Source organism: Variovorax sp. J22G73, assembly GCF_030317035.1.
Lineage (GTDB): Bacteria > Pseudomonadota > Gammaproteobacteria > Burkholderiales > Burkholderiaceae_C > Variovorax.
Genome location: NZ_JASZYK010000001.1, coordinates 354,183 through 370,914 on the forward strand (window position 1 = coordinate 354,183; position 16,732 = coordinate 370,914).

Genomic DNA, 16,732 nt, shown 5'->3' on the forward strand with positions numbered 1-16,732 from the left:
GTGGCGCGGATGTTACGCGACCGGCCGCGTGGCGCCTGCCGCTGCCGGGCTGCGCTGGCGCAGCAGCTGGGACAGCGGCTGCAGCCAGATGCCGCCGGACTGAGGCTGTTGGCCTGGTTGCCCTGAGCGGTCCGCTTGCCCCGGCACGGGCAGCACCAGCTCGCGCAGCACCGCGTACTCGCGCAGCCGCGCCGCGCCGTGCGGGTCGCTCGGCAGGATGCCCGCGGCCGGGTGGCACATGAGCACGTCGCCGTCGCCGCTGGCCGCGAGCCATTCGCCCAACCGCTTCGCATAGGCGCTGGCATCGCCCTCGAAGTCGTACACGCCCAGCAGGTGCCGGCTCGTTGGAATGCCGTGCCGCGCCGCCAGCGCGTTCAGGCGCGCGCCGCCCAGCGCATGGATCACGCGCGCCTTCCAGCGCTCGCTTCCCTGCAGCCAGCCCGGCGCTGTGCTGCGCAGCCAGGGCGGCGAGGCCGTGTAGCGCCGCGCGATTTCTTCCACCAGCAGCTGGCGCACCACCGGGAACTGGTGCACATGGCGATGGCCGTCGATGAAGGCGGGCGCGCGGCCCATGGCGTCCTCGAAGCGGGTCATCTGGTCGCGGATGTCGGCCTTCAGCCCGGCCGCGAACACGGTGCGCGAGTAGGTCTGCGCGAGCAGGCCGGCCAGGCCGGGCTCGGGCCCGTCGACGCGCGCGGGGCGGGTCAGGTCCAGGTGCAGGCCGACGTCGAGCCGCGCGGGCGCGAAGCGGCGCAGCGCCTGCGCGCCGGCCAGCCAGGCGCTGCGCCGCACCATGCCGCCGGTGGCGGAAATCTTGCCGCGCTCGGCCAGGTCGACCACGGCCGCGTTCACGCCGCTGCTCAGGCCGAAGTCGTCCGCGCAGATGCAGATGCGGCGTGATGCGGTGGGGGGCTTGTCTTGCATGGAGGTCAGGTCAGTCGTTGCCGCCGGTCCCGTGGACTGGTGGTGCTGGTGTTGCTGGTGTTGCTGGTGTGGAAGAGGCGGCCGGTGCGCCGTCCAGGCAGTGCGCGTCGGCGGTCGTGCTGCCCGCGAAGCGCCATGCGGCCAGGCCCTGGTTCACCGCCGCAAGCTGCGCGCGGCCGAGCCAGGGGTCGGCCGGTGGCGCGCTGGCCGGCGCGACGATCCAGGTGGCACGCGGCACGCACAGCGTGGACGCGAGCCGCTCGCGCTGCACCAGCGTGGCGGCGGCGCGCGCGGGCTCGAAGCGGCCGGCGTCGTACAGCTCCTTGCGCCAGTTGTCGCGCGGGTCGTGCGCCACCGCCTGCCAGTCGTCTGACACCAGCACCGGCTCGCGCAGGTTCCAGTAGAAGGGAATCTCGTAGCTGTAGCTGTCGAGCATCAGCACCTGTTCGCCCGGCGCCACCTGCTGGCCGGCGGGCAAGCGCAGCCGCGTGTCCGGCGGCACCGCGTACAGCGTTACCGCCACCACGCAACCCACGCACAGCGCGGCAGAGGCCAGCGTGGTGGCGCGCACCTTGGGCAGCAGCCGTTGCGGCGCGCGCCCCGCGAGCACGCGCTGCGCGATCAGGCAGGCCAGCGGCGGCAGCGCCGGCAGCACATAGCCCACCAGCTTGGAGCGCGGCAGCGAGAAGAACACCACGATCACCGCGAACCAGATCCACATGAGCACGTCGACGTCGGAGCGCTTCGCGCTCGCTCGCTCGTCCGCACCGCGCGGCACCAGCACCCATGCGAACCACGGCAGCGTGAGCCCGGCCAGCACCGGCAGGTAGAACCAGAAGCCGTGCTCGTTGTTGAAGCCCGACGACGCGAAGCGGCGAAAGTGCTGCGTGACGACGAAGTAGTCGAAGAACTCCGGGTACTTCAACTGCATCTCGACGAACCATGGGCCGGCCACCGCCAGCAGCACGGCCCAGCCGGGCAGCCACAGCGCGAGCTTCAGCGCCGCGAGCCTGCGTGTTGCCGCGCACCACAGCGCGATCACCATCGCCGGCAGCACCAGCCCGATGAGCCCCTTGGCCAGCAGCCCGGCCGCGGCGAACAGGTAGGCGCCGGCCAGCAGGCCGCGCCACGGCTCGTCGCGCTCCCTGGCCATGAAGGCGCCGGCCGCCAGCAGCACGGTGCAGGCGATGCAGCCGGCCACCAGCATGTCGAGGTTGGCGAACTGCGCCCCCAGGAAGAAGAAGGGCGTGGTCACCAGCACCACGGTGGACAGCAGCGCCACGCGCACGGTCGACCAGCGGCGCAGGAACAGGAAGAGCGCCGACGCCGCCGCGCCCGCGCCCAGCACCGAAGGCAGGCGCGCGGCCCATTCGACCGGGCCGGTCAGCGCCATCGCGGCCGCGCCGATCCAGTAGAACAGCGGCGGCTTGTGGAAGAAGGGCAGCCCGTCGAGCCGCGGCACCAGCCAGTCGCCGGAGTGCAGCATGGCCAGCGCGACGCTCGCGTAGCGGCCTTCGTCGGGCGCCATCAGCGGGCGCACCCAGGCCGTGGCCAGCAGCCAGGCGAAAAGACCCGCAATGAGCCAGACGGGCTGCGGAGCGGTCCACCAGGCGGTGGCCTGGCGCCTCATGGCTGGCCGGTCTCCGCCCCCGCGGCCAGGCCCTTGCCTTCCTGGCGGCGCACCACGTACAGCGGCCGGCCCTTCACCTCTTCGTAGATGCGCGCGATGTACTCGCCCACGATGCCGGTGGAAATCATCTGCACGCCGATGAAGAACATCAGGCTCACCACGATGGTGGTCCAGCCCGAGACCTCGTTGCCGAACAGCAGGTGGTCGACCGTCACGAAGATGCCGTAGGCAAAGGCCGGCAGCGCGAACAGCAGCCCGACCACGCTCACCATGCGCAGCGGCCAGGTGGTGAAGGCGGTGAGCCCGTCGATGGCCAGGCGCACCAGCCGCCGCGCGTTGAAGCTGCTGACGCCTTCGGCGCGCGGCGCGGGCGTGTAAGGCATGGCCACCGCGCGAAACCCCACCCACGCGTACAGCCCCTTCATGAAGCGGCTGCGCTCGGGCAGGCTCATGAGCGCGTCCACCACCTTGCGGTCCATCAGCCTGAAGTCGCCCGCGTCCTTGGGCACCACGAAGCGGTCGGAGGTGTCGAGCAGGCGGTAGAAGAGCTTGCTTCCCCACTGCTTGAAGCGGCTTTCGTCGTTGCGCTGCTCGCGCACGGCGTACACCACCTCGGCGCCGGCCAGCCACTGCGCGATCATCTTGTGGATGAGGTCGGGCGAGTGCTGGAGGTCGCCGTCGAGCAGCACCACGGCGTCTCCGGTGGCCGCGGCCAGGCCCGCGGTGAGCGCGGCCTCCTTGCCGAAATTGCGCGACAGCGAGATGCAGCGAAAGCCCGGCAGCTCGCACCAGGCCTGCGCGACGGCGGCGGTGTCGTCGGTGCTGCCGTCGTCCACCACGATGATTTCCCAGCGCAGCTGCGTGGCCCAGAGGATGTCCTCGAGCCGGGGCAGCAGGTGGCGAAGGTTGGCGCCTTCGTTGAAGCAGGGCACCACGCAGGAGATGCTGCGCGCGTTCGCCGCGGGTGTGTCGGGCAGGTCGGTGCGCGGTGCGTTCACAGGTGATGCCGGCGACGCTGTAGCCGTGGACGTGGTCGCGGTCTTGTGATCGGCCAGCGCATCGGCGCCCAGGCCGGCGCGTGCGTGCAGGGTGGTCTTCGAAGAGATCATGGTTGCCTCCGCGGAGGAATGGGTGTGGAAGTGGGTGTCGACGTGCGTGTCGTGACTGCCGTGGCCGCGTTCTCCATGTCGCGCGAGCGGCCGGCTTGCGACGTCGGAAAAGAAAGGAAGCGGTGCGCGAGCCATTGCGCGCTGCGCAGCGCGCCCGCCACCAGCCCGCCGAGCAGCAGACCGGCGACGATGTCGAGCGGAAAATGCACGCCCACGTACACGCGCGCCCAGCCCGTCACCGCCGCCAGCACCAGCAGCGGCGCGCACAGCCAGCGCAGGCTGGGCCGCAGCGCGAAGGCCAGCGCCACCATGAACATGACCGACGCATGCGTGCTCGGCAGCGAGCCGCGGCCCGCGTGCGCGATGTAGGCGGGCGCCAGGCCCAGCACGAAGGGGCGCGGCACGTCGAGCGACATGGCGATGCTGTGCGCCAGCAGCGACGTGAGGCCCGCGGCCGCCGCCACCACGAACAGCCAGGCACGGTCGTCCGGCTGGCGCCACAGCGCCAGCGTGACGACGCCCGCGCTCAGCCAGCTGCCCCACAGCGCGAAGTCCGACGCCACGGACAGCACCCACGGCGTGGGATAGCTGCCGGCGGTAAGCCATTGGAAGAGGGCGACGTTCAGCATGTTCATGGGGTGACCCCCGGCAGGCAAGTGAAGAAAACGGGCGCGCGACGGCACCCGGCGCGGCGCGCGCACCAGACAAAGCGGGACATGGTCGAACCTTCAGTCGAAGAGAGGAGGGGCCTCGCTGCGCGCGATCACCCAGCCGTCATGCCGCCGTCACACAGCCTGCGCGATACGGTGCAGGCGGGGCGGCAAGGCGCGGGTTGGCGCGGAAGGCGCAGGCGCTGTCGACGCACGGCGGCGTCGAAATCGCTTCTCAGGCGGCCGAAGGTGGGGCCGCGGTGGGCGGCAGGCGCCGCCAGGGCGCCGAGGGGGGCGGTGCGCCGCCGAGGAACGGCACCCGCTCGGGCGCCTCGCGCACGATGGGCACCGCAAGCCGCGCCACCGCCAGCACCAGCGGCAGCATCGCCAGCACCATGGCCAGCAGCCCGCCGAGGGCGAAGTCGAAGGCGTCGGGGTGGTCGATGCTCGCGGGTGCCTGCGCGAAGACGGTGGTTTCGTGGTCGGCCGGATGGTCGGCGCGGTCGTCGGCCTCGAACTGCACGGTGTCGCTCAGGCTGCGCACGCGCAGCATGGGCTCGTCTTCCAGGCCGTCGCAGCGAAAGTGCACCGCGATGAAGGGCTGCAGAAGAATCAGCAGCATGCCCAGCACGCACCACAGGGTGTGGTGGCTGGCGGCGAACCGTCGAACGCGTGCGAGGAGCATGCGCGGATGCTAGGAGCATCGACTGAACGCAACCTGATCGGCCGGGTCAGCATCCCGCAAGGTTGTGCGCAAGGCCCGTGCTACGCGTGCGGCACGCGCCGCGCTTGCTAGAGCACGAAAGGAATGAAGCGCCGCGTGCCGCGCATGTACGCGCGGTAGTCGTCGCCGAAGTGCGCGATGCACTCCTGCTCGTCGCGCAGCGCCGTCAAGAAGAGCAGCACCGTGGCCGCCAGCACCAGCGCCAGCGTGAGCCAGGTGAACTGCTTCAGGAAGGCGCCCCACGCCAGCAGCAGCAGCGCCGTGTACATGGGGTGGCGAATGTAGCGGAAGGCGCCGGTCTTCACGATCGACGAGGTCTTCTCGAAGCCGTAGAGCGCAGGGTCGTCGTCGCGCGCCTCGGTGGGCTTGCCCACGGCCTTGAGCAGGCGCACCGCATGGATGGGCAGCCAGATCGACAGCACGAAGAACACCGACGAGACGATCTGCTTCGGCGAGAACGGGTCGTCGTGCCACGTCGGCAGGTTCAGCACGATCAGCACCAGCATGCACTCCCACGCGAAGAAGCGGTAGAAGCCATGCGAGCCGGGCTGGCTCAGCGGGCCGCGCGACACATACAGCAGCGCGGCCGTGCCGGCGACGAACAGGAAGAGCTGGAACCAGAAGAGCATGGCGGCCGAATTTACACGGCCTTGCCAGCCCTGCGGCCCATCAGGCGCTCGGCGCGTCGGGTTTCTTCGACACCAGCGTCAGGATGTCGTAGCTGGCGACCAGCTCGCCGTCCTGGTTGGTCACTTCCACGTCCCAGGCCACCACGCCCTGGCCCTGGCCGCTGGCGTCCTTCTTGTTGCGGTCGATCTTGCGCTTGCAGGTCAGCCGCGCGCGAATGGTGTCGCCGATGCCCACCGGCTTGGTGAAGCGCAGCGTGTCCAGCCCGTAGTTGGCCAGCACCGGGCCGGGCGCCGGCGACACGAACAGCCCCGCCGCCGCCGACAGCACGAAGTAGCCGTGCGCGATGCGCTTGCCGAAGGGCGACGCTTTCGCGGCGATCTCGTCGAAGTGCATGTAGAAGTAGTCGCCCGACAGCCCGCCGAAGGCGACGATGTCGGCCTCGCCCACGGTGCGGCGGTGCGTGAGCAGCGAATCGCCCACGCGCAGGTCTTCGAAGTAGCGGCGGAAGGGGTGCACCTCGCTCTCGCGCACGGCCGCGCCGCGCACGTGCTCGCCGGTCACGGCGGCCAGCATGGTGGGCGAGCCTTGCACCGCGGCGCGCTGCAGGTAGTGCTTCACCGCGCGCAGGCCGCCCAGCTCTTCGCCGCCGCCCGCGCGGCCGGGGCCGCCGTGCTTCAGCTGCGGCAGCGGCGAGCCGTGGCCGGTCGATTCGGCGGCGGCCTCGCGGTCGAGCACCAGCAGGCGGCCGTGCCATGCGGCGGCCACCGGAATGGCCTTGGCCGCGATGGCGGGGTCGCGCGTGACCAGCGTGCCCACGAGGCTGCCGCGGCCGCGGGCGGCGAGCGCCAGCGCTTCGTCGATACCGTCGTAGGGCATCAAGGTGCTGACAGGGCCGAAGGCCTCCACGTCGTGCGCCGCGTCATGTTCGAGCGGCTTGCGGCTCAGCAGCAGCGTGGGCGCGAAGAACGCGCCTTCGGCCACGCCGTCGCCCACGGGCGAGAAGCCGTCGCGCTCGCCGTACACCAGCTCGGCTCCCTGCAGCAGCGTGGCGACACGCTCGGCCACGTCGGCCTGCTGGTCGCGCGAGGCCAGGGCGCCCATGCGCACGTCTTCGCGCGACGGGTCGCCGGTGACGATCTTGGCCAGCCGCGCGCGCAGCCGCTCGGCCACCGCGTCCAGGTGCTGGCGCGGCACGATCGCGCGGCGAATGGCGGTGCACTTCTGGCCGGCCTTGATGGTCATCTCGCGCGCCACTTCCTTCACGAAGAGGTCGAACTCCTCGTCGTCGGGCGTGACGTCGGGCGCCAGGATGGCGCAGTTCAGCGAGTCGGCCTCGGCGTTGAACGGAATCGACTGGCGCACCAGGTTCGGGTTCACGCGCAGCCGGGCGGCGGTGTCGGCTGAGCCGGTGAAGGTGACCACGTCGGGCCCTTCGAGCCGGTCGAGCAGGTCGCCCGTGCTGCCGATGACCAGCTGCAGGCTGCCCGCGGGCAGGATGTTCGATTGCACGATGAGCCGCACCAGCGCCTCGGTGAGGTAGCTGGTGGCCGTGGCCGGCTTGCCGATGCAGGGCATGCCCGCGAGGAAGCTGGGCGCGAACTTCTCGAGCAGGCCCCACACCGGAAAGTTGAACGCGTCGATGTGCACCGCCACGCCGCCGCGCGGCACCAGGATGTGCGTGCCCGCGAAGCCGCCCTTCTTGCCGAGCGGAAAGGCCGGGCCTTCGTGCACCAGGTTGCCCGAGGGCAGCTCGTTGGTGCCGATGCCGGCGTAGGCGCTCAGCGTGCCCGCGCCGCCTTCGATGTCGATCCAGCTGTCGGCGCGCGTGGCGCCGGTGTGAGCCGAGATGGCGTAGAGCGTTTCCTTGTTCGCGGCCAGGTACTTGGCCAGCGCCTTCAGGCGCTCGGCGCGCTGCTGGAAGTCGAGTGCCATGAGCGCGGGGATGCCGGTGCGGCGCGCGTACTGCAGCGCCTCGGCGAAGTCGATGGCCTCGGCATGCGTGCTGGCCACGGGCTGGCCGTTGACGGCGCTGCGCAGCTGCTGGGCCGCCTGCTGGCCGATCCAGCGGCCGGCGATGTAGCTTTGGAGGGTGGTGGTCATGGTGCGTGTGTCCTTTGACGGTGTGTTGCCTTGCTCCTTCCCCCTCTGGGGGAAGGCGGGGATGGGGGCAAGCGGCACTGGTTCGGCGCGGTGCGTTGTCGGGCGCCGCGTGCCCCCACCCCAACCCTCCCCCGGAAGGGGAGGGAGAAAAACCGGGTCACTCTTTCTTGCCGATGCCCAGGTACGTATCGATGATCCGCTGGTCGTGCAGCAGGTCGCGTGCCTTGCCTTCGAGCGCCACGGCGCCCATTTCGAGCACGTAGGCGCGGTCGGCCACCTGCAGCGCGGCGCGCGCGTTCTGCTCCACCAGCAGCACCGACACGCCGTGCGTGCGCAGTTGCGACACCACGCGCAGCACTTCGCGCACCACCAGCGGCGCCAGGCCCAGCGAGGGTTCGTCGAGCATCAGCAGGCGCGGGCGCGCCATCAGCGCGCGGCCGATGGCCAGCATCTGGCGCTCGCCGCCCGAGAGCGTGGAGGCCATCTGCGGGCGGCGCTCCTTCAGGCGCGGAAAGATCTCGAAGATCTCGTCCATGCGCGCGCGCTGGTCGCGCTTGCCCTTGCGCCATTGGTAGAAGCCGCCGAGCAGCAGGTTGTCTTCGACCGACATCTCGCCGAACAGCTCGCGCCGCTCGGGCACCAGGGCCACGCCACGCGCCACCATGGTCTCCACGCCGGGCCGCGCGATGCGCTCGCCGTTCAGCGAAAGCTGGCCGGTGGAAGGCAGCAGGCCCATGGCCGCGCACAGCAGCGTGGTCTTGCCCGCGCCGTTGGGGCCGATGACGGTGACGATCTCGCCTTCGTTCACCTGCAGGCGCACGCTGTGCACCGCTTCGACGGTGCGGTAGGCGACGCAGAACGCGTCGAGTTGAAGCAGGGGGTGGCTCATCGTGCGTCTTCCAGCAGTTCGTCGTCGGCGCCGCCCAGGTAGGCCTCGAGCACGCGCGGGTTGGCCTGCACTTCGGCCGGCGTGCCGGTGGCGATGACGGTGCCGAACTCGAGCACCGTGATGCGGTCGGCCAGGTTCATCACGAACTCCATGTCGTGCTCCACCACCAGGATGCCCAGGCCTTCGGCGCGCAGCTGGCTCAGCAGCACCGAGAGGGCGCGTTTTTCAAGATGGCGCAGGCCGGCGGCGGGTTCGTCCAGCAGCAGCACCGAAGGCTGGCCGGCCAGCGCGCGGGCGATCTCGACCACGCGTTGCTGCCCCAGCGAGAGCGACGCGGCGGGCGTGTCGGCATGCGCGCCGAGGCCGCAGCGTTCGATCTGCTTGCGGGCCTCGGCCATCAGCGCGGCTTCTTCCGGGCGGTCGAGCCGCAGGGCGGCCGCGAGCCAGCCGCGCCTGGCGCGCAGGTGGGCGCCCAGCGCCACGTTCTCGAGCACGCTGCGCTGCCCCAGCAGGCGCACGTGCTGGAAGGTGCGGCCCAGGCCGCGCGCGGCGAAGGCACGCGAGGGCTTGCCCGACATGGCCTCGCCCACCAGGCGCACTTCGCCCGAGCTCGGGTCGTCCACGCCGGAGATCATGTTGAAGAAGGTGCTCTTGCCGGCGCCGTTCGGGCCGATGAGCGCGTGGATCTCCCCGGCCTTCAGCGTCATGGAGATTTCATTGTTCGCCACCAGGCCGCCGAAGCGCTTGCTCACGGTGTCGGCCTGCAGCAGCAGCGTGCCGGTGGCGGGCAGCGTGCGCTGCGCCAGCTGTGCCTGCGTGGACACCACGGGCCCGGCGCCCGCCGGCTTGGGCACGGCGCGCACCCAGCGTCTCGCCAGCCGCGCCACCGTGGGCCACAGGCCGTCGGAGAAGCGCTGCAGCACGAACAGCATCAGCAGGCCGAACACGATCACCTCGAAGTTGCCGCTGGTGCCCAGCAGCGCGGGCAGCAGGTCTTGCAGCTTCTCTTTCAGCAGCGTGATCAGCGTGGCGCCCAGCACCGCGCCCCACAGGTGGCCCGCGCCGCCGACCACTGCCATGAACAGCAGCTCGATGCCGATGTTCAGGTTGAAGGGCGTCGGGTTCACGAAGCGCTGCATGTGCGCGTAGAGCCAGCCCGACACCGCCGCCAGCAGCGCGGCCAGCACGAAGAGCTTGATGCGGTGGCGTGCCGTGTCGACGCCCATCGACTCGGCCATGAGCCGCCCGCCCTTGAGCGCGCGGATGGCGCGGCCTTCGCGCGAGTCGAGCAGGTTGTGCAGCGCCCACAGCGCCAGCAGCAGCACCGCCCAGATCACCACGCCCAGCATGCGCGGCGTGGCCAGCGACACGCCCGCGATGACCAGCGGCGGCACGCCGGTGATGCCGGTCTGCCCGCCCAGGAAGTCCATGTTGCCCAGCAGGTAGTACAGGCTCAGGCCCCAGGCGATGGTGCACAGCGGCAGGTAGTGGCCCTGCAGCTTGAGCGTGACCGCGCCCAGCATCCAGGCCAGCGCGAAGGTGAAGACCAGGCCCAGCAGCAGGCCGGCCCATGGCAGCAGCGCGGGGCTCGCCGCCGCGCCGAGCCAGCCCGCGGCCACGGGCGAGGTGCAGATCCACGCGGTGGCATACGCGCCCATGCCGACGAAGGCGGCCTGGCCGAAGGAGGTCATGCCGCCCACGCCGGTCAGCATGACCAGGCCCGCGGCCACCAGCGCGTACAGGCCGATGTTGGCGAGCACCGACACGGTGAACTCGGGCAGGAAGCCCCAGGCCAATGCCAGCAGCACCACGCACGCCAGCGTGAGCTGGCGCGGCGTGACCAGCGGCTTGCCTTCGGGCGGGGTGTTCACGGCAACGGGGTTCGAAGACGCGCTCATTCCTCGTCCTCCACATGATGGCTGTTGAGCGAACGCCACCACAGCACGGGAATGATCAGGGTGAAGACCAGCACCTCCTTGAAGGGGCTGGCCCAGAAAGAGGCGAAGGCCTCGAGCTGGCCGACCAGCAGCGCGCCGGCCAATGCCAGCGGGTAGCTGGCGAGGCCGCCGACGATGGCCGCCACGAAGCCCTTCAGGCCGATGAGAAAGCCGGTGTCGTAATACACCGTGGTGATGGGCGCGATCAGCAGGCCCGAGATGGCGCCGATGAGCGCCGCCAGCGCAAAGCTCAGGTCGCCCGACAGTTCCGTCGGAATGCCCGAGAGCCGCGCGCCCACGCGGTTGATGGCGGTGGCGCGCAGCGCCTTGCCGACCATGGAGCGCCCGAAGAACAGGAACATGGCAATCACCAGCAGCAGCGTGACGCCCACCACCACCAGCGACTGCCCGCTGACCGGGATGCCGCCGATGTCGAAGCGCGCGTCCGAAAACGCCGCGGTGCGCGAACCTTCGGCACCGAAGAACAGCAGGCCCAGGCCGACCAGCACGCCGTGCAGCGCGACCGAGACGATGAGCAGCATCAGCACGTTGGCATCCGCCAGCGGCCGGTAGGCCAGGCGATAGAGCAGCGGGCCCAGCGGCATGATGAGAACGAGCGTGGTCAGCGTCTGCCCCGTCATGGACGTGGGCTTGAGCAGCAGCACCAGCGCGGCGGCCGCCGCCGGCAGCACCACGCACCATGCGAGCGCGGAGGCCCAGTCGACCACCGCGCCGCGCTTCCAGCGCCAGAACTCCACCACCAGCACCGCCGCGGCCAGCGCCAGCAGCAGCCACAGCGTGGCCGGCACGCGGCCGGTCTGCAGCATGGCCATGGACAGTGCGCCGAAGGCGACGAACTCGCCCTGCGGGATGAAGATCACGCGCGTGACCGAAAACACCAGCACCAGTGCCAGCGCCATCAGTCCGTAGACCGCGCCGTTCACGATGCCGTCCTGCCCCAGCAACAGGGCAATCTGCGAATCCATATAAAACCTTCGGGCTCGGCCCTTGTAGCGAGTCAGTGGGAGCTGCAGGCGCAATCAACCGGTGTTGCTGCCTGGCTCCTTCCCCTTCTGGGGGAAGGTTGGAATGGGGGCACGCGCGGCCTTCAGGGCTGCGCGGCGTCGAGTGCCGTCGGCCCCCACCCCGGCCCTCCCCCAGCGGGGGAGGGAGAGAGGACGGGAACTCAGGGCTGGTATTTCCAGGCGCCGTTCTCGATCTTCACCATCACGCGGGCGCGCTGGTCCAGGCCCAGGTGGTCGGCCGCGGTCATGTTGAACACGCCGTGCGCGCCGGCCACGTCCTTGGTCTGCTCGAGCGCGTCGCGCAGCGCGGCGCGGAACTCGGGCGTGCCCGGCTGGGCCTTCTTCAGCGCGACCGGCACGGCCGCCGTCATCAGCAGGCCGGCGTCCCAGGCGTGGCCGCCGAAGGTCGAGGTCGAGCCCTTGCCGTAGGCCGCTTCATAGGCCGCCACGTAGGCGAGCGCGGACTTCTTCACCGGGTTGGCGGCGGGCAGCTGGTCGGCCACCAGCACGGGGCCGGCGGGCAGGAAGGTGCCTTCCACGTCCTTGCCGCCCACGCGCAGGAAGTCGGCGTTGGCCACGCCGTGGGTCTGGTACATCTTGCCGGTGAAGCCGCGTTCCTTCAGCGTCTTCTGCGGCAGCGCGGCGGGCGTGCCCGAGCCGGCGACCAGCACCGCGTCGGGCTTGGCGGACATGATCTTCAGTGCCTGGCCCGTCACCGAGGTGTCGGTGCGCGCATAGCGCTCGTTGGCCACGATCTTGATCTTCTTCAGCTCGGCGGCCTTGGCGAATTCCTGCGACCAGCCTTCGCCGTAGGCGTCGGAGAAGCCGATGAAGGCCACGGTCTTCACGCCGTTGCCGGCCATGTGCTCGGCGATGGCCAGCGACATCATGATGTCGTTCTGCGGCGTCTTGAACACCCACTTCTTCTTGGCGTCCATCGGCTCGATGATGCGGGCCGACGCGGCCACCGAGATCATGGGCGTCTGCGCTTCGCTGGCCACGTCGATCATGGCGAGCGAGGCCGGCGTGGTGGTCGAGCCCAGGATCACGTCGACCTTGTTTTCCGCGATGAGCTTGCGCGTGTTGTTCACGGCCGCGGTGGTGTCCGACGCGTCGTCGAGCACGATGTAGTTGATCTTCTGCCCGCCGATCGTCTTGGGCATCAGCGAGATGGTGTTCTTCTCGGGGATGCCCAGCGAAGCTGCCGGGCCGGTGGCCGAGATGGTCACGCCGACGTTGACGTCGGCCCAGGCCGACAGGGCCGTGGCGCACAGGGCGGCAATCAGCAGGGGCTTGAAGAATTTCATGGTTGGTTTGTCTCCGGGTTGAAATGAAGGTTGAGGCCTGAAGTATCTCAGCGCTCGTCGAACGACAGCGTGACGCGTTCAGTGATCGGATGTGCCTGGCAGGTCAGTACGAAACCCGCGGCCACCTCATTCTTGTCGAGCGCGAAGTTTCTTTCCATGCGGACTTCCCCGTCAACGCACTTGGCGCGGCAGGTGCCGCACACGCCCGAGGTGCACGAGAAAGGCACCTCGAGCCCGGCCGCCGAGGCCGCGTCGAGGATGCTGGGCTGGCCTTCGGTGAAAGTGATTTCGCGCTGCAGGCCGTCGCGCACGATGGTGATGCGCGCCTGCTTGGCGTCGCCGGGCAAGGCTTCGTGCACCACGGCGCCGACCTGGGCCGCCGAGGTTGCCGAAGGCAGCGCCACGCCGAAGCGCTCGATGTGAATGCGCTCCTCGGGCACGCCCGCGGCAAGCAGCGCGGCCTCGGCCTCGTCGTTCATCTGGAACGGGCCGCACACGTACACGTGGTCGATCTGCGCGGCGGGCACCACGCTGCGCAGGAACTCGCCGATCTTCTCGCGGTTCATCACGCCGAAGCCCAGCGGCGAGTCGGTGTGCTCGTCGGAGAACACGTGCTGCAGCACCAGGCGCGTCATGTAGCGGTTCTTCAGGTCCTCGATTTCTTCCTTGAACATCGTGGACTGCAGCTGGCGGTTGCCGTAGATCAGCGTGAAGCGGCTTTGCGGCTCGCGCGCCAGCACGGTCTTCATGATCGACAGGATGGGCGTGATGCCGCTGCCGCCGGCAATACCGACATGGTGGCGCGCGGCCTGCGCCTCGATGGGCACGAAGAAGCGGCCCTGCGGCGCCATCACCTGTACCTCGTCGCCGGGTTGCAGGTGCGCGTTGATCCAGTTGGAGAACACGCCGCCGCGCACCTTGCGCACGCCCACGCGCAGCTCGCCGTCGTCGATGCCTGCGCAGATGGAATACGAGCGGCGCAGGTCCTGCCCGTCGATGTCCTTGCGCAGCGTGAGGTACTGGCCCTGCGTGAAGCCGAAGACCTGCTGCAGCTCGCCGGGCACGTCGAAGGAGACGATGACGGCCTCGGCCGTGTCGGGCTCTACGGCCTTCACGCGCAGGGGATGGAAAAGGGTGCTCATCGTGGACATCGTGAAACTCAGATCGGCTTGAAGTGTTCGAAAGGCTCGCGGCAGGCCATGCAGCGGTACAGCGCCTTGCAGGCCGTGGAGCCGAAGGCCGACAGCCGCTCGGTGCGCTCGCTGGCGCAGCGCGGGCAGGCGATGCGCTCGCCGGCGATGCGCCCGAACAGCTTGATCGGCATGGGCGTGCCGGCGGCGGCCTCGGGCGTCAGGTGGGCCGGCGGCGCGATGCCGTAGGCCTTGAGCTTGGCGCGGCCCGCCTCGCTGATCCAGTCGCTCGACCAGGCGGGCGCGCGGCGCAGCGTGGCGCGCGCGCGGCCCAGGCCGGCCTGCTCGATGGCGGCCAGCACGTCGTGCTCGATGGCCTCGGTCGCGGGGCAGCCCGAGTAGGTGGGCGTGAGCACGACCTCGAGGCCGTCGTCGTGCTCGATCACCTCGCGCACGATGCCCAGGTCGCACACCGACACGGCCGGCACCTCGGGGTCGAGCACCGTGTGCAGCACCGCCCATGCGGCATCGACGCGCGACGCGGTCATGGTGTGGTCGTTCACCACACGCCTCCGGGGAAGCTGCGCTGCAGGTGCTGCATCTCGGCCAATATGAAGCCCATGTGCTCGCTGTGCACACCTTGCTTGCCGGTGCTGCGGAACGCGGCTTCCTTGGGCGCGGCGAGGCCGGCGGCGTCGAGCACCTGCTGCATTTCGGCGAGCCACGGCGCGCGCAGTTCGCTCCAGGCCGGGCCCAGGCCGCTGGCGCTGGCTTCGGTTTCCACCGCGTCGCTCTCGAACAGCTCGGGCATGTAGAGCCACAGCTGCTTCAGTGCCTTTTCGGTGCGGCGGCGCGACTCTTCGGTGCCGTCGCCCAGTCGCACCACCCAGTCGGCGGAGTGCTGCTGGTGGTAGCGCGCCTCCTTCACGGCCTTGCCGGCAATGGCGGCCACCTCGGCGTCGCTCGACGTGGCCAGGCGCTGCCACAGCAGCTTGAGCAGGGTGGACACCATGGTGTTGCGCACCACGGCGAAGGCGAAGTCGCCGCGCGGCAGCTCGGCGATGGTGAGGTTGAAGTAGTCGCGCTCGTTGCGCAGGTAGGCGAGCTGGTCTTCGTCGTGTTCCCGGCCCGCGCCTTCGAGCTTGCCCGCGTGCGTGAGCAGCGCGCGCGCCTGGCCCACGAGGTCCAGCGCGATGTTGGCCATGGCGATGTCTTCCTCGAGCACGGGCGCATGGCCGCACCATTCACCCAGGCGCTGCGCGAGCACGAGGCAGGTGTCGCCGATGCGCAGCAGGTACTGCACGGCGGGCGTGCGGTTCAGTTCGATCGATGCTTGCATGATGTTCCCGTCAACGGCCGCTCACATGTGGTCCACGGACTTGGGCAGCGCGTAGAAGGTCGGGTGGCGGTAGACCTTGTCTTCGGCCGGGTCGAAGTACATGTCCTTCTCGCCCGGGTCGCTGGCCACGATCTGCTCGGAGCGCACCACCCAGATGCTGCTGCCTTCCTGGCGGCGCGTGTACACGTCGCGCGCCATCTGGATGGCCATCTTCGAATCAGCCGCGTGCAGGCTGCCGCAATGCTTGTGGTCCAGGCCGGCCTTGCTGCGCACGAACACTTCCCACAGGGGCCATTCTTGTTTTGCTTCGGTGCTCATGCTGCTTCCTTCATCGGTTGTTTGTTGGCGTGGGCCATGGCGGCTTCGCGCACCCAGGCGCCGTCGTCCCAGGCATCGACGCGGGCCTGCAGGCGCTCGCGGTTGCACGGGCCGTCGCCGCCAATCACGCGCCAGAACTCGCTCCAGTCGATGGTGCCGAAGTCGTGCGCCTGGCGCTCCTCGTTCCATTTCAGGTCGGGGTCGGGCAGCGTCACGCCGAGGATGGCTGCCTGCTCGACGGTGGCGTCGATGAACTTCTGGCGCAGCTCGTCGTTGCTGAAGCGCTTGATGCCCCAGCGCATCGACTGCGCGCTGTTGGGCGACTGGTCGTCCGGCGGGCCGAACATCATGATCGAGGGCCACCACCAGCGGTTGACCGCGTCCTGCACCATCGCCTTCTGCGCCTCGGTGCCCTGCTTCATCATCGTCAGCAGCGCTTCATAGCCCTGGCGCTGGTGAAAGCTTTCCTCGCGGCAGATGCGGATCATGGCGCGCGCGTACGGCGCGTACGAGCAGCGGCAGATCGGCACCTGGTTCATGATGGCCGCGCCGTCGACCAGCCAGCCGATGGTGCCCATGTCGGCCCAGGTGAGCGTGGGGTAGTTGAAGATCGAGCTGTACTTGGCCTTGCCGGTGTGCAGCGCGTCGAACATCTGGTCGCGCGAGGTGCCCAGCGTCTCGGCGGCGGCGTACAGGTAGAGGCCGTGGCCGCCCTCGTCCTGCACCTTGGCCAGCAGGATGGCCTTGCGCTTGAGCGTGGGCGCGCGGCTGATCCAGTTGCCCTCGGGCAGCATGCCCACGATTTCGGAGTGCGCGTGCTGGCTGATCTGGCGCACCAGCGTCTTGCGGTAGTGCTCGGGCATCCAGTCTTTCGCCTCGATGAAGTCGCCCGCGTCGATGTGCGCGTCGAAGCGCTGCTCGAGCTGCATTTCCTCGGCCGAACGCACGGCTTTCTGCTTGCCGTCGCCTGCGTCCTTGCCCATGGTGTCCATGGCCTGGGTGTACATGTGCGTGTCCTTT

Annotated in this window: 16 protein-coding genes; all 16 read right to left on the reverse strand. The window is 69.9% G+C overall.

Features of this window, described 5'->3' with window-relative positions:
- Positions 1–12: 12 nt before the first annotated feature.
- The 16 genes from QTI51_RS01570 to paaA all read right to left on the reverse strand — a co-directional run bounded on the left by QTI51_RS01570 (position 13) and on the right by paaA (position 16,719).
- The gene (locus QTI51_RS01570; RefSeq protein ID WP_116908476.1) at positions 13–924 is read right to left on the reverse strand and encodes a ChbG/HpnK family deacetylase; all 912 of its coding nucleotides are present in this window, start codon (positions 922–924) and stop codon (positions 13–15) included.
- A 10-nt stretch (positions 925–934) separates the two neighbouring features.
- A complete protein-coding gene (locus tag QTI51_RS01575; RefSeq protein ID WP_286513097.1) occupies positions 935–2,554 on the reverse strand; it encodes an ArnT family glycosyltransferase in 1,620 nt (539 codons plus the stop codon).
- A complete protein-coding gene (locus tag QTI51_RS01580; protein ID WP_116908474.1) occupies positions 2,551–3,663 on the reverse strand; it encodes a glycosyltransferase family 2 protein in 1,113 nt (370 codons plus the stop codon). The genes QTI51_RS01575 and QTI51_RS01580 overlap by 4 nt, the downstream gene beginning before the upstream one ends.
- A complete protein-coding gene (locus QTI51_RS01585) occupies positions 3,660–4,298 on the reverse strand; it encodes a phosphatase PAP2 family protein (protein ID WP_116908473.1) in 639 nt (212 codons plus the stop codon). Before QTI51_RS01585 ends, QTI51_RS01580 begins: the two co-directional genes overlap by 4 nt.
- A 250-nt stretch (positions 4,299–4,548) precedes the next feature.
- Positions 4,549–4,998 (reverse strand): hypothetical protein, encoded by a 450-nt coding sequence (locus QTI51_RS01590; protein ID WP_116908472.1) that lies wholly within the window; start codon positions 4,996–4,998, stop codon positions 4,549–4,551.
- A 107-nt stretch (positions 4,999–5,105) separates the two neighbouring features.
- A complete protein-coding gene (locus QTI51_RS01595; RefSeq protein ID WP_116908471.1) occupies positions 5,106–5,666 on the reverse strand; it encodes a methyltransferase family protein in 561 nt (186 codons plus the stop codon).
- A gap of 40 nt (positions 5,667–5,706) precedes the next feature.
- Positions 5,707–7,767 carry a phenylacetic acid degradation bifunctional protein PaaZ gene (gene paaZ, locus QTI51_RS01600; RefSeq protein ID WP_286513093.1) on the reverse strand — a complete coding sequence of 687 codons (2,061 nt, stop codon included), beginning with the start codon at positions 7,765–7,767 and terminating at the stop codon, positions 5,707–5,709.
- A gap of 157 nt (positions 7,768–7,924) precedes the next feature.
- Positions 7,925–8,656, reverse strand: coding sequence for an ABC transporter ATP-binding protein (locus QTI51_RS01605; protein ID WP_116908468.1), 732 nt, complete (start codon positions 8,654–8,656; stop codon positions 7,925–7,927).
- Positions 8,653–10,554, reverse strand: coding sequence for a branched-chain amino acid ABC transporter ATP-binding protein/permease (locus tag QTI51_RS01610; RefSeq protein ID WP_116908467.1), 1,902 nt, complete (start codon positions 10,552–10,554; stop codon positions 8,653–8,655). The genes QTI51_RS01605 and QTI51_RS01610 overlap by 4 nt, the downstream gene beginning before the upstream one ends.
- Positions 10,551–11,579 (reverse strand): branched-chain amino acid ABC transporter permease, encoded by a 1,029-nt coding sequence (locus QTI51_RS01615; RefSeq protein WP_116908466.1) that lies wholly within the window; start codon positions 11,577–11,579, stop codon positions 10,551–10,553. The genes QTI51_RS01610 and QTI51_RS01615 overlap by 4 nt, the downstream gene beginning before the upstream one ends.
- 200 nt (positions 11,580–11,779) lie before the next feature.
- Positions 11,780–12,925, reverse strand: a complete 1,146-nt coding sequence (locus QTI51_RS01620; RefSeq protein ID WP_116908465.1) for an ABC transporter substrate-binding protein — start codon at positions 12,923–12,925, stop codon at positions 11,780–11,782.
- Positions 12,926–12,972: 47 nt separating this feature from the next.
- Positions 12,973–14,067: a 1,2-phenylacetyl-CoA epoxidase subunit PaaE gene (gene paaE, locus QTI51_RS01625; RefSeq protein WP_116908464.1), complete on the reverse strand. Its 1,095-nt coding sequence runs from the start codon at positions 14,065–14,067 to the stop codon at positions 12,973–12,975.
- Between the two features lie 17 nt (positions 14,068–14,084).
- On the reverse strand, positions 14,085–14,603 hold the full coding sequence (gene paaD, locus QTI51_RS01630) for a 1,2-phenylacetyl-CoA epoxidase subunit PaaD (RefSeq protein WP_116908576.1): 519 nt from the start codon (positions 14,601–14,603) through the stop codon (positions 14,085–14,087).
- 11 nt (positions 14,604–14,614) lie between these two features.
- Positions 14,615–15,394, reverse strand: coding sequence for a 1,2-phenylacetyl-CoA epoxidase subunit PaaC (gene paaC / locus QTI51_RS01635; protein WP_116908463.1), 780 nt, complete (start codon positions 15,392–15,394; stop codon positions 14,615–14,617).
- A 21-nt stretch (positions 15,395–15,415) separates the two neighbouring features.
- Entirely contained in the window at positions 15,416–15,712 is a 297-nt protein-coding gene (gene paaB / locus QTI51_RS01640) for a 1,2-phenylacetyl-CoA epoxidase subunit PaaB (RefSeq protein ID WP_116908462.1), read from the reverse strand.
- Positions 15,709–16,719: a 1,2-phenylacetyl-CoA epoxidase subunit PaaA gene (gene paaA, locus QTI51_RS01645; RefSeq protein ID WP_116908461.1), complete on the reverse strand. Its 1,011-nt coding sequence runs from the start codon at positions 16,717–16,719 to the stop codon at positions 15,709–15,711. Before paaA ends, paaB begins: the two co-directional genes overlap by 4 nt.
- Positions 16,720–16,732 lie beyond the last annotated feature (13 nt).

Excerpts from the sequence above, each read along its gene's own strand:
- QTI51_RS01570 (WP_116908476.1), bottom strand. The coding sequence starts at position 924 with ATGCAAGACAAGCCCCCCACCGCATCACGCCGCATCTGCATCTGCGCG.
- QTI51_RS01575 (WP_286513097.1), bottom strand. The coding sequence starts at position 2,554 with ATGAGGCGCCAGGCCACCGCCTGGTGGACCGCTCCGCAGCCCGTCTGG.
- QTI51_RS01580 (WP_116908474.1), bottom strand. The coding sequence starts at position 3,663 with ATGATCTCTTCGAAGACCACCCTGCACGCACGCGCCGGCCTGGGCGCC.
- QTI51_RS01585 (WP_116908473.1), bottom strand. The coding sequence starts at position 4,298 with ATGAACATGCTGAACGTCGCCCTCTTCCAATGGCTTACCGCCGGCAGC.
- QTI51_RS01590 (WP_116908472.1), bottom strand. The coding sequence starts at position 4,998 with ATGCTCCTCGCACGCGTTCGACGGTTCGCCGCCAGCCACCACACCCTG.
- QTI51_RS01595 (WP_116908471.1), bottom strand. The coding sequence starts at position 5,666 with ATGCTCTTCTGGTTCCAGCTCTTCCTGTTCGTCGCCGGCACGGCCGCG.
- paaZ (WP_286513093.1), bottom strand. The coding sequence starts at position 7,767 with ATGACCACCACCCTCCAAAGCTACATCGCCGGCCGCTGGATCGGCCAG.
- QTI51_RS01605 (WP_116908468.1), bottom strand. The coding sequence starts at position 8,656 with ATGAGCCACCCCCTGCTTCAACTCGACGCGTTCTGCGTCGCCTACCGC.
- QTI51_RS01610 (WP_116908467.1), bottom strand. The coding sequence starts at position 10,554 with ATGAGCGCGTCTTCGAACCCCGTTGCCGTGAACACCCCGCCCGAAGGC.
- QTI51_RS01615 (WP_116908466.1), bottom strand. The coding sequence starts at position 11,579 with ATGGATTCGCAGATTGCCCTGTTGCTGGGGCAGGACGGCATCGTGAAC.
- QTI51_RS01620 (WP_116908465.1), bottom strand. The coding sequence starts at position 12,925 with ATGAAATTCTTCAAGCCCCTGCTGATTGCCGCCCTGTGCGCCACGGCC.
- paaE (WP_116908464.1), bottom strand. The coding sequence starts at position 14,067 with ATGAGCACCCTTTTCCATCCCCTGCGCGTGAAGGCCGTAGAGCCCGAC.
- paaD (WP_116908576.1), bottom strand. The coding sequence starts at position 14,603 with ATGACCGCGTCGCGCGTCGATGCCGCATGGGCGGTGCTGCACACGGTG.
- paaC (WP_116908463.1), bottom strand. The coding sequence starts at position 15,394 with ATGCAAGCATCGATCGAACTGAACCGCACGCCCGCCGTGCAGTACCTG.
- paaB (WP_116908462.1), bottom strand. The coding sequence starts at position 15,712 with ATGAGCACCGAAGCAAAACAAGAATGGCCCCTGTGGGAAGTGTTCGTG.
- paaA (WP_116908461.1), bottom strand. The coding sequence starts at position 16,719 with ATGTACACCCAGGCCATGGACACCATGGGCAAGGACGCAGGCGACGGC.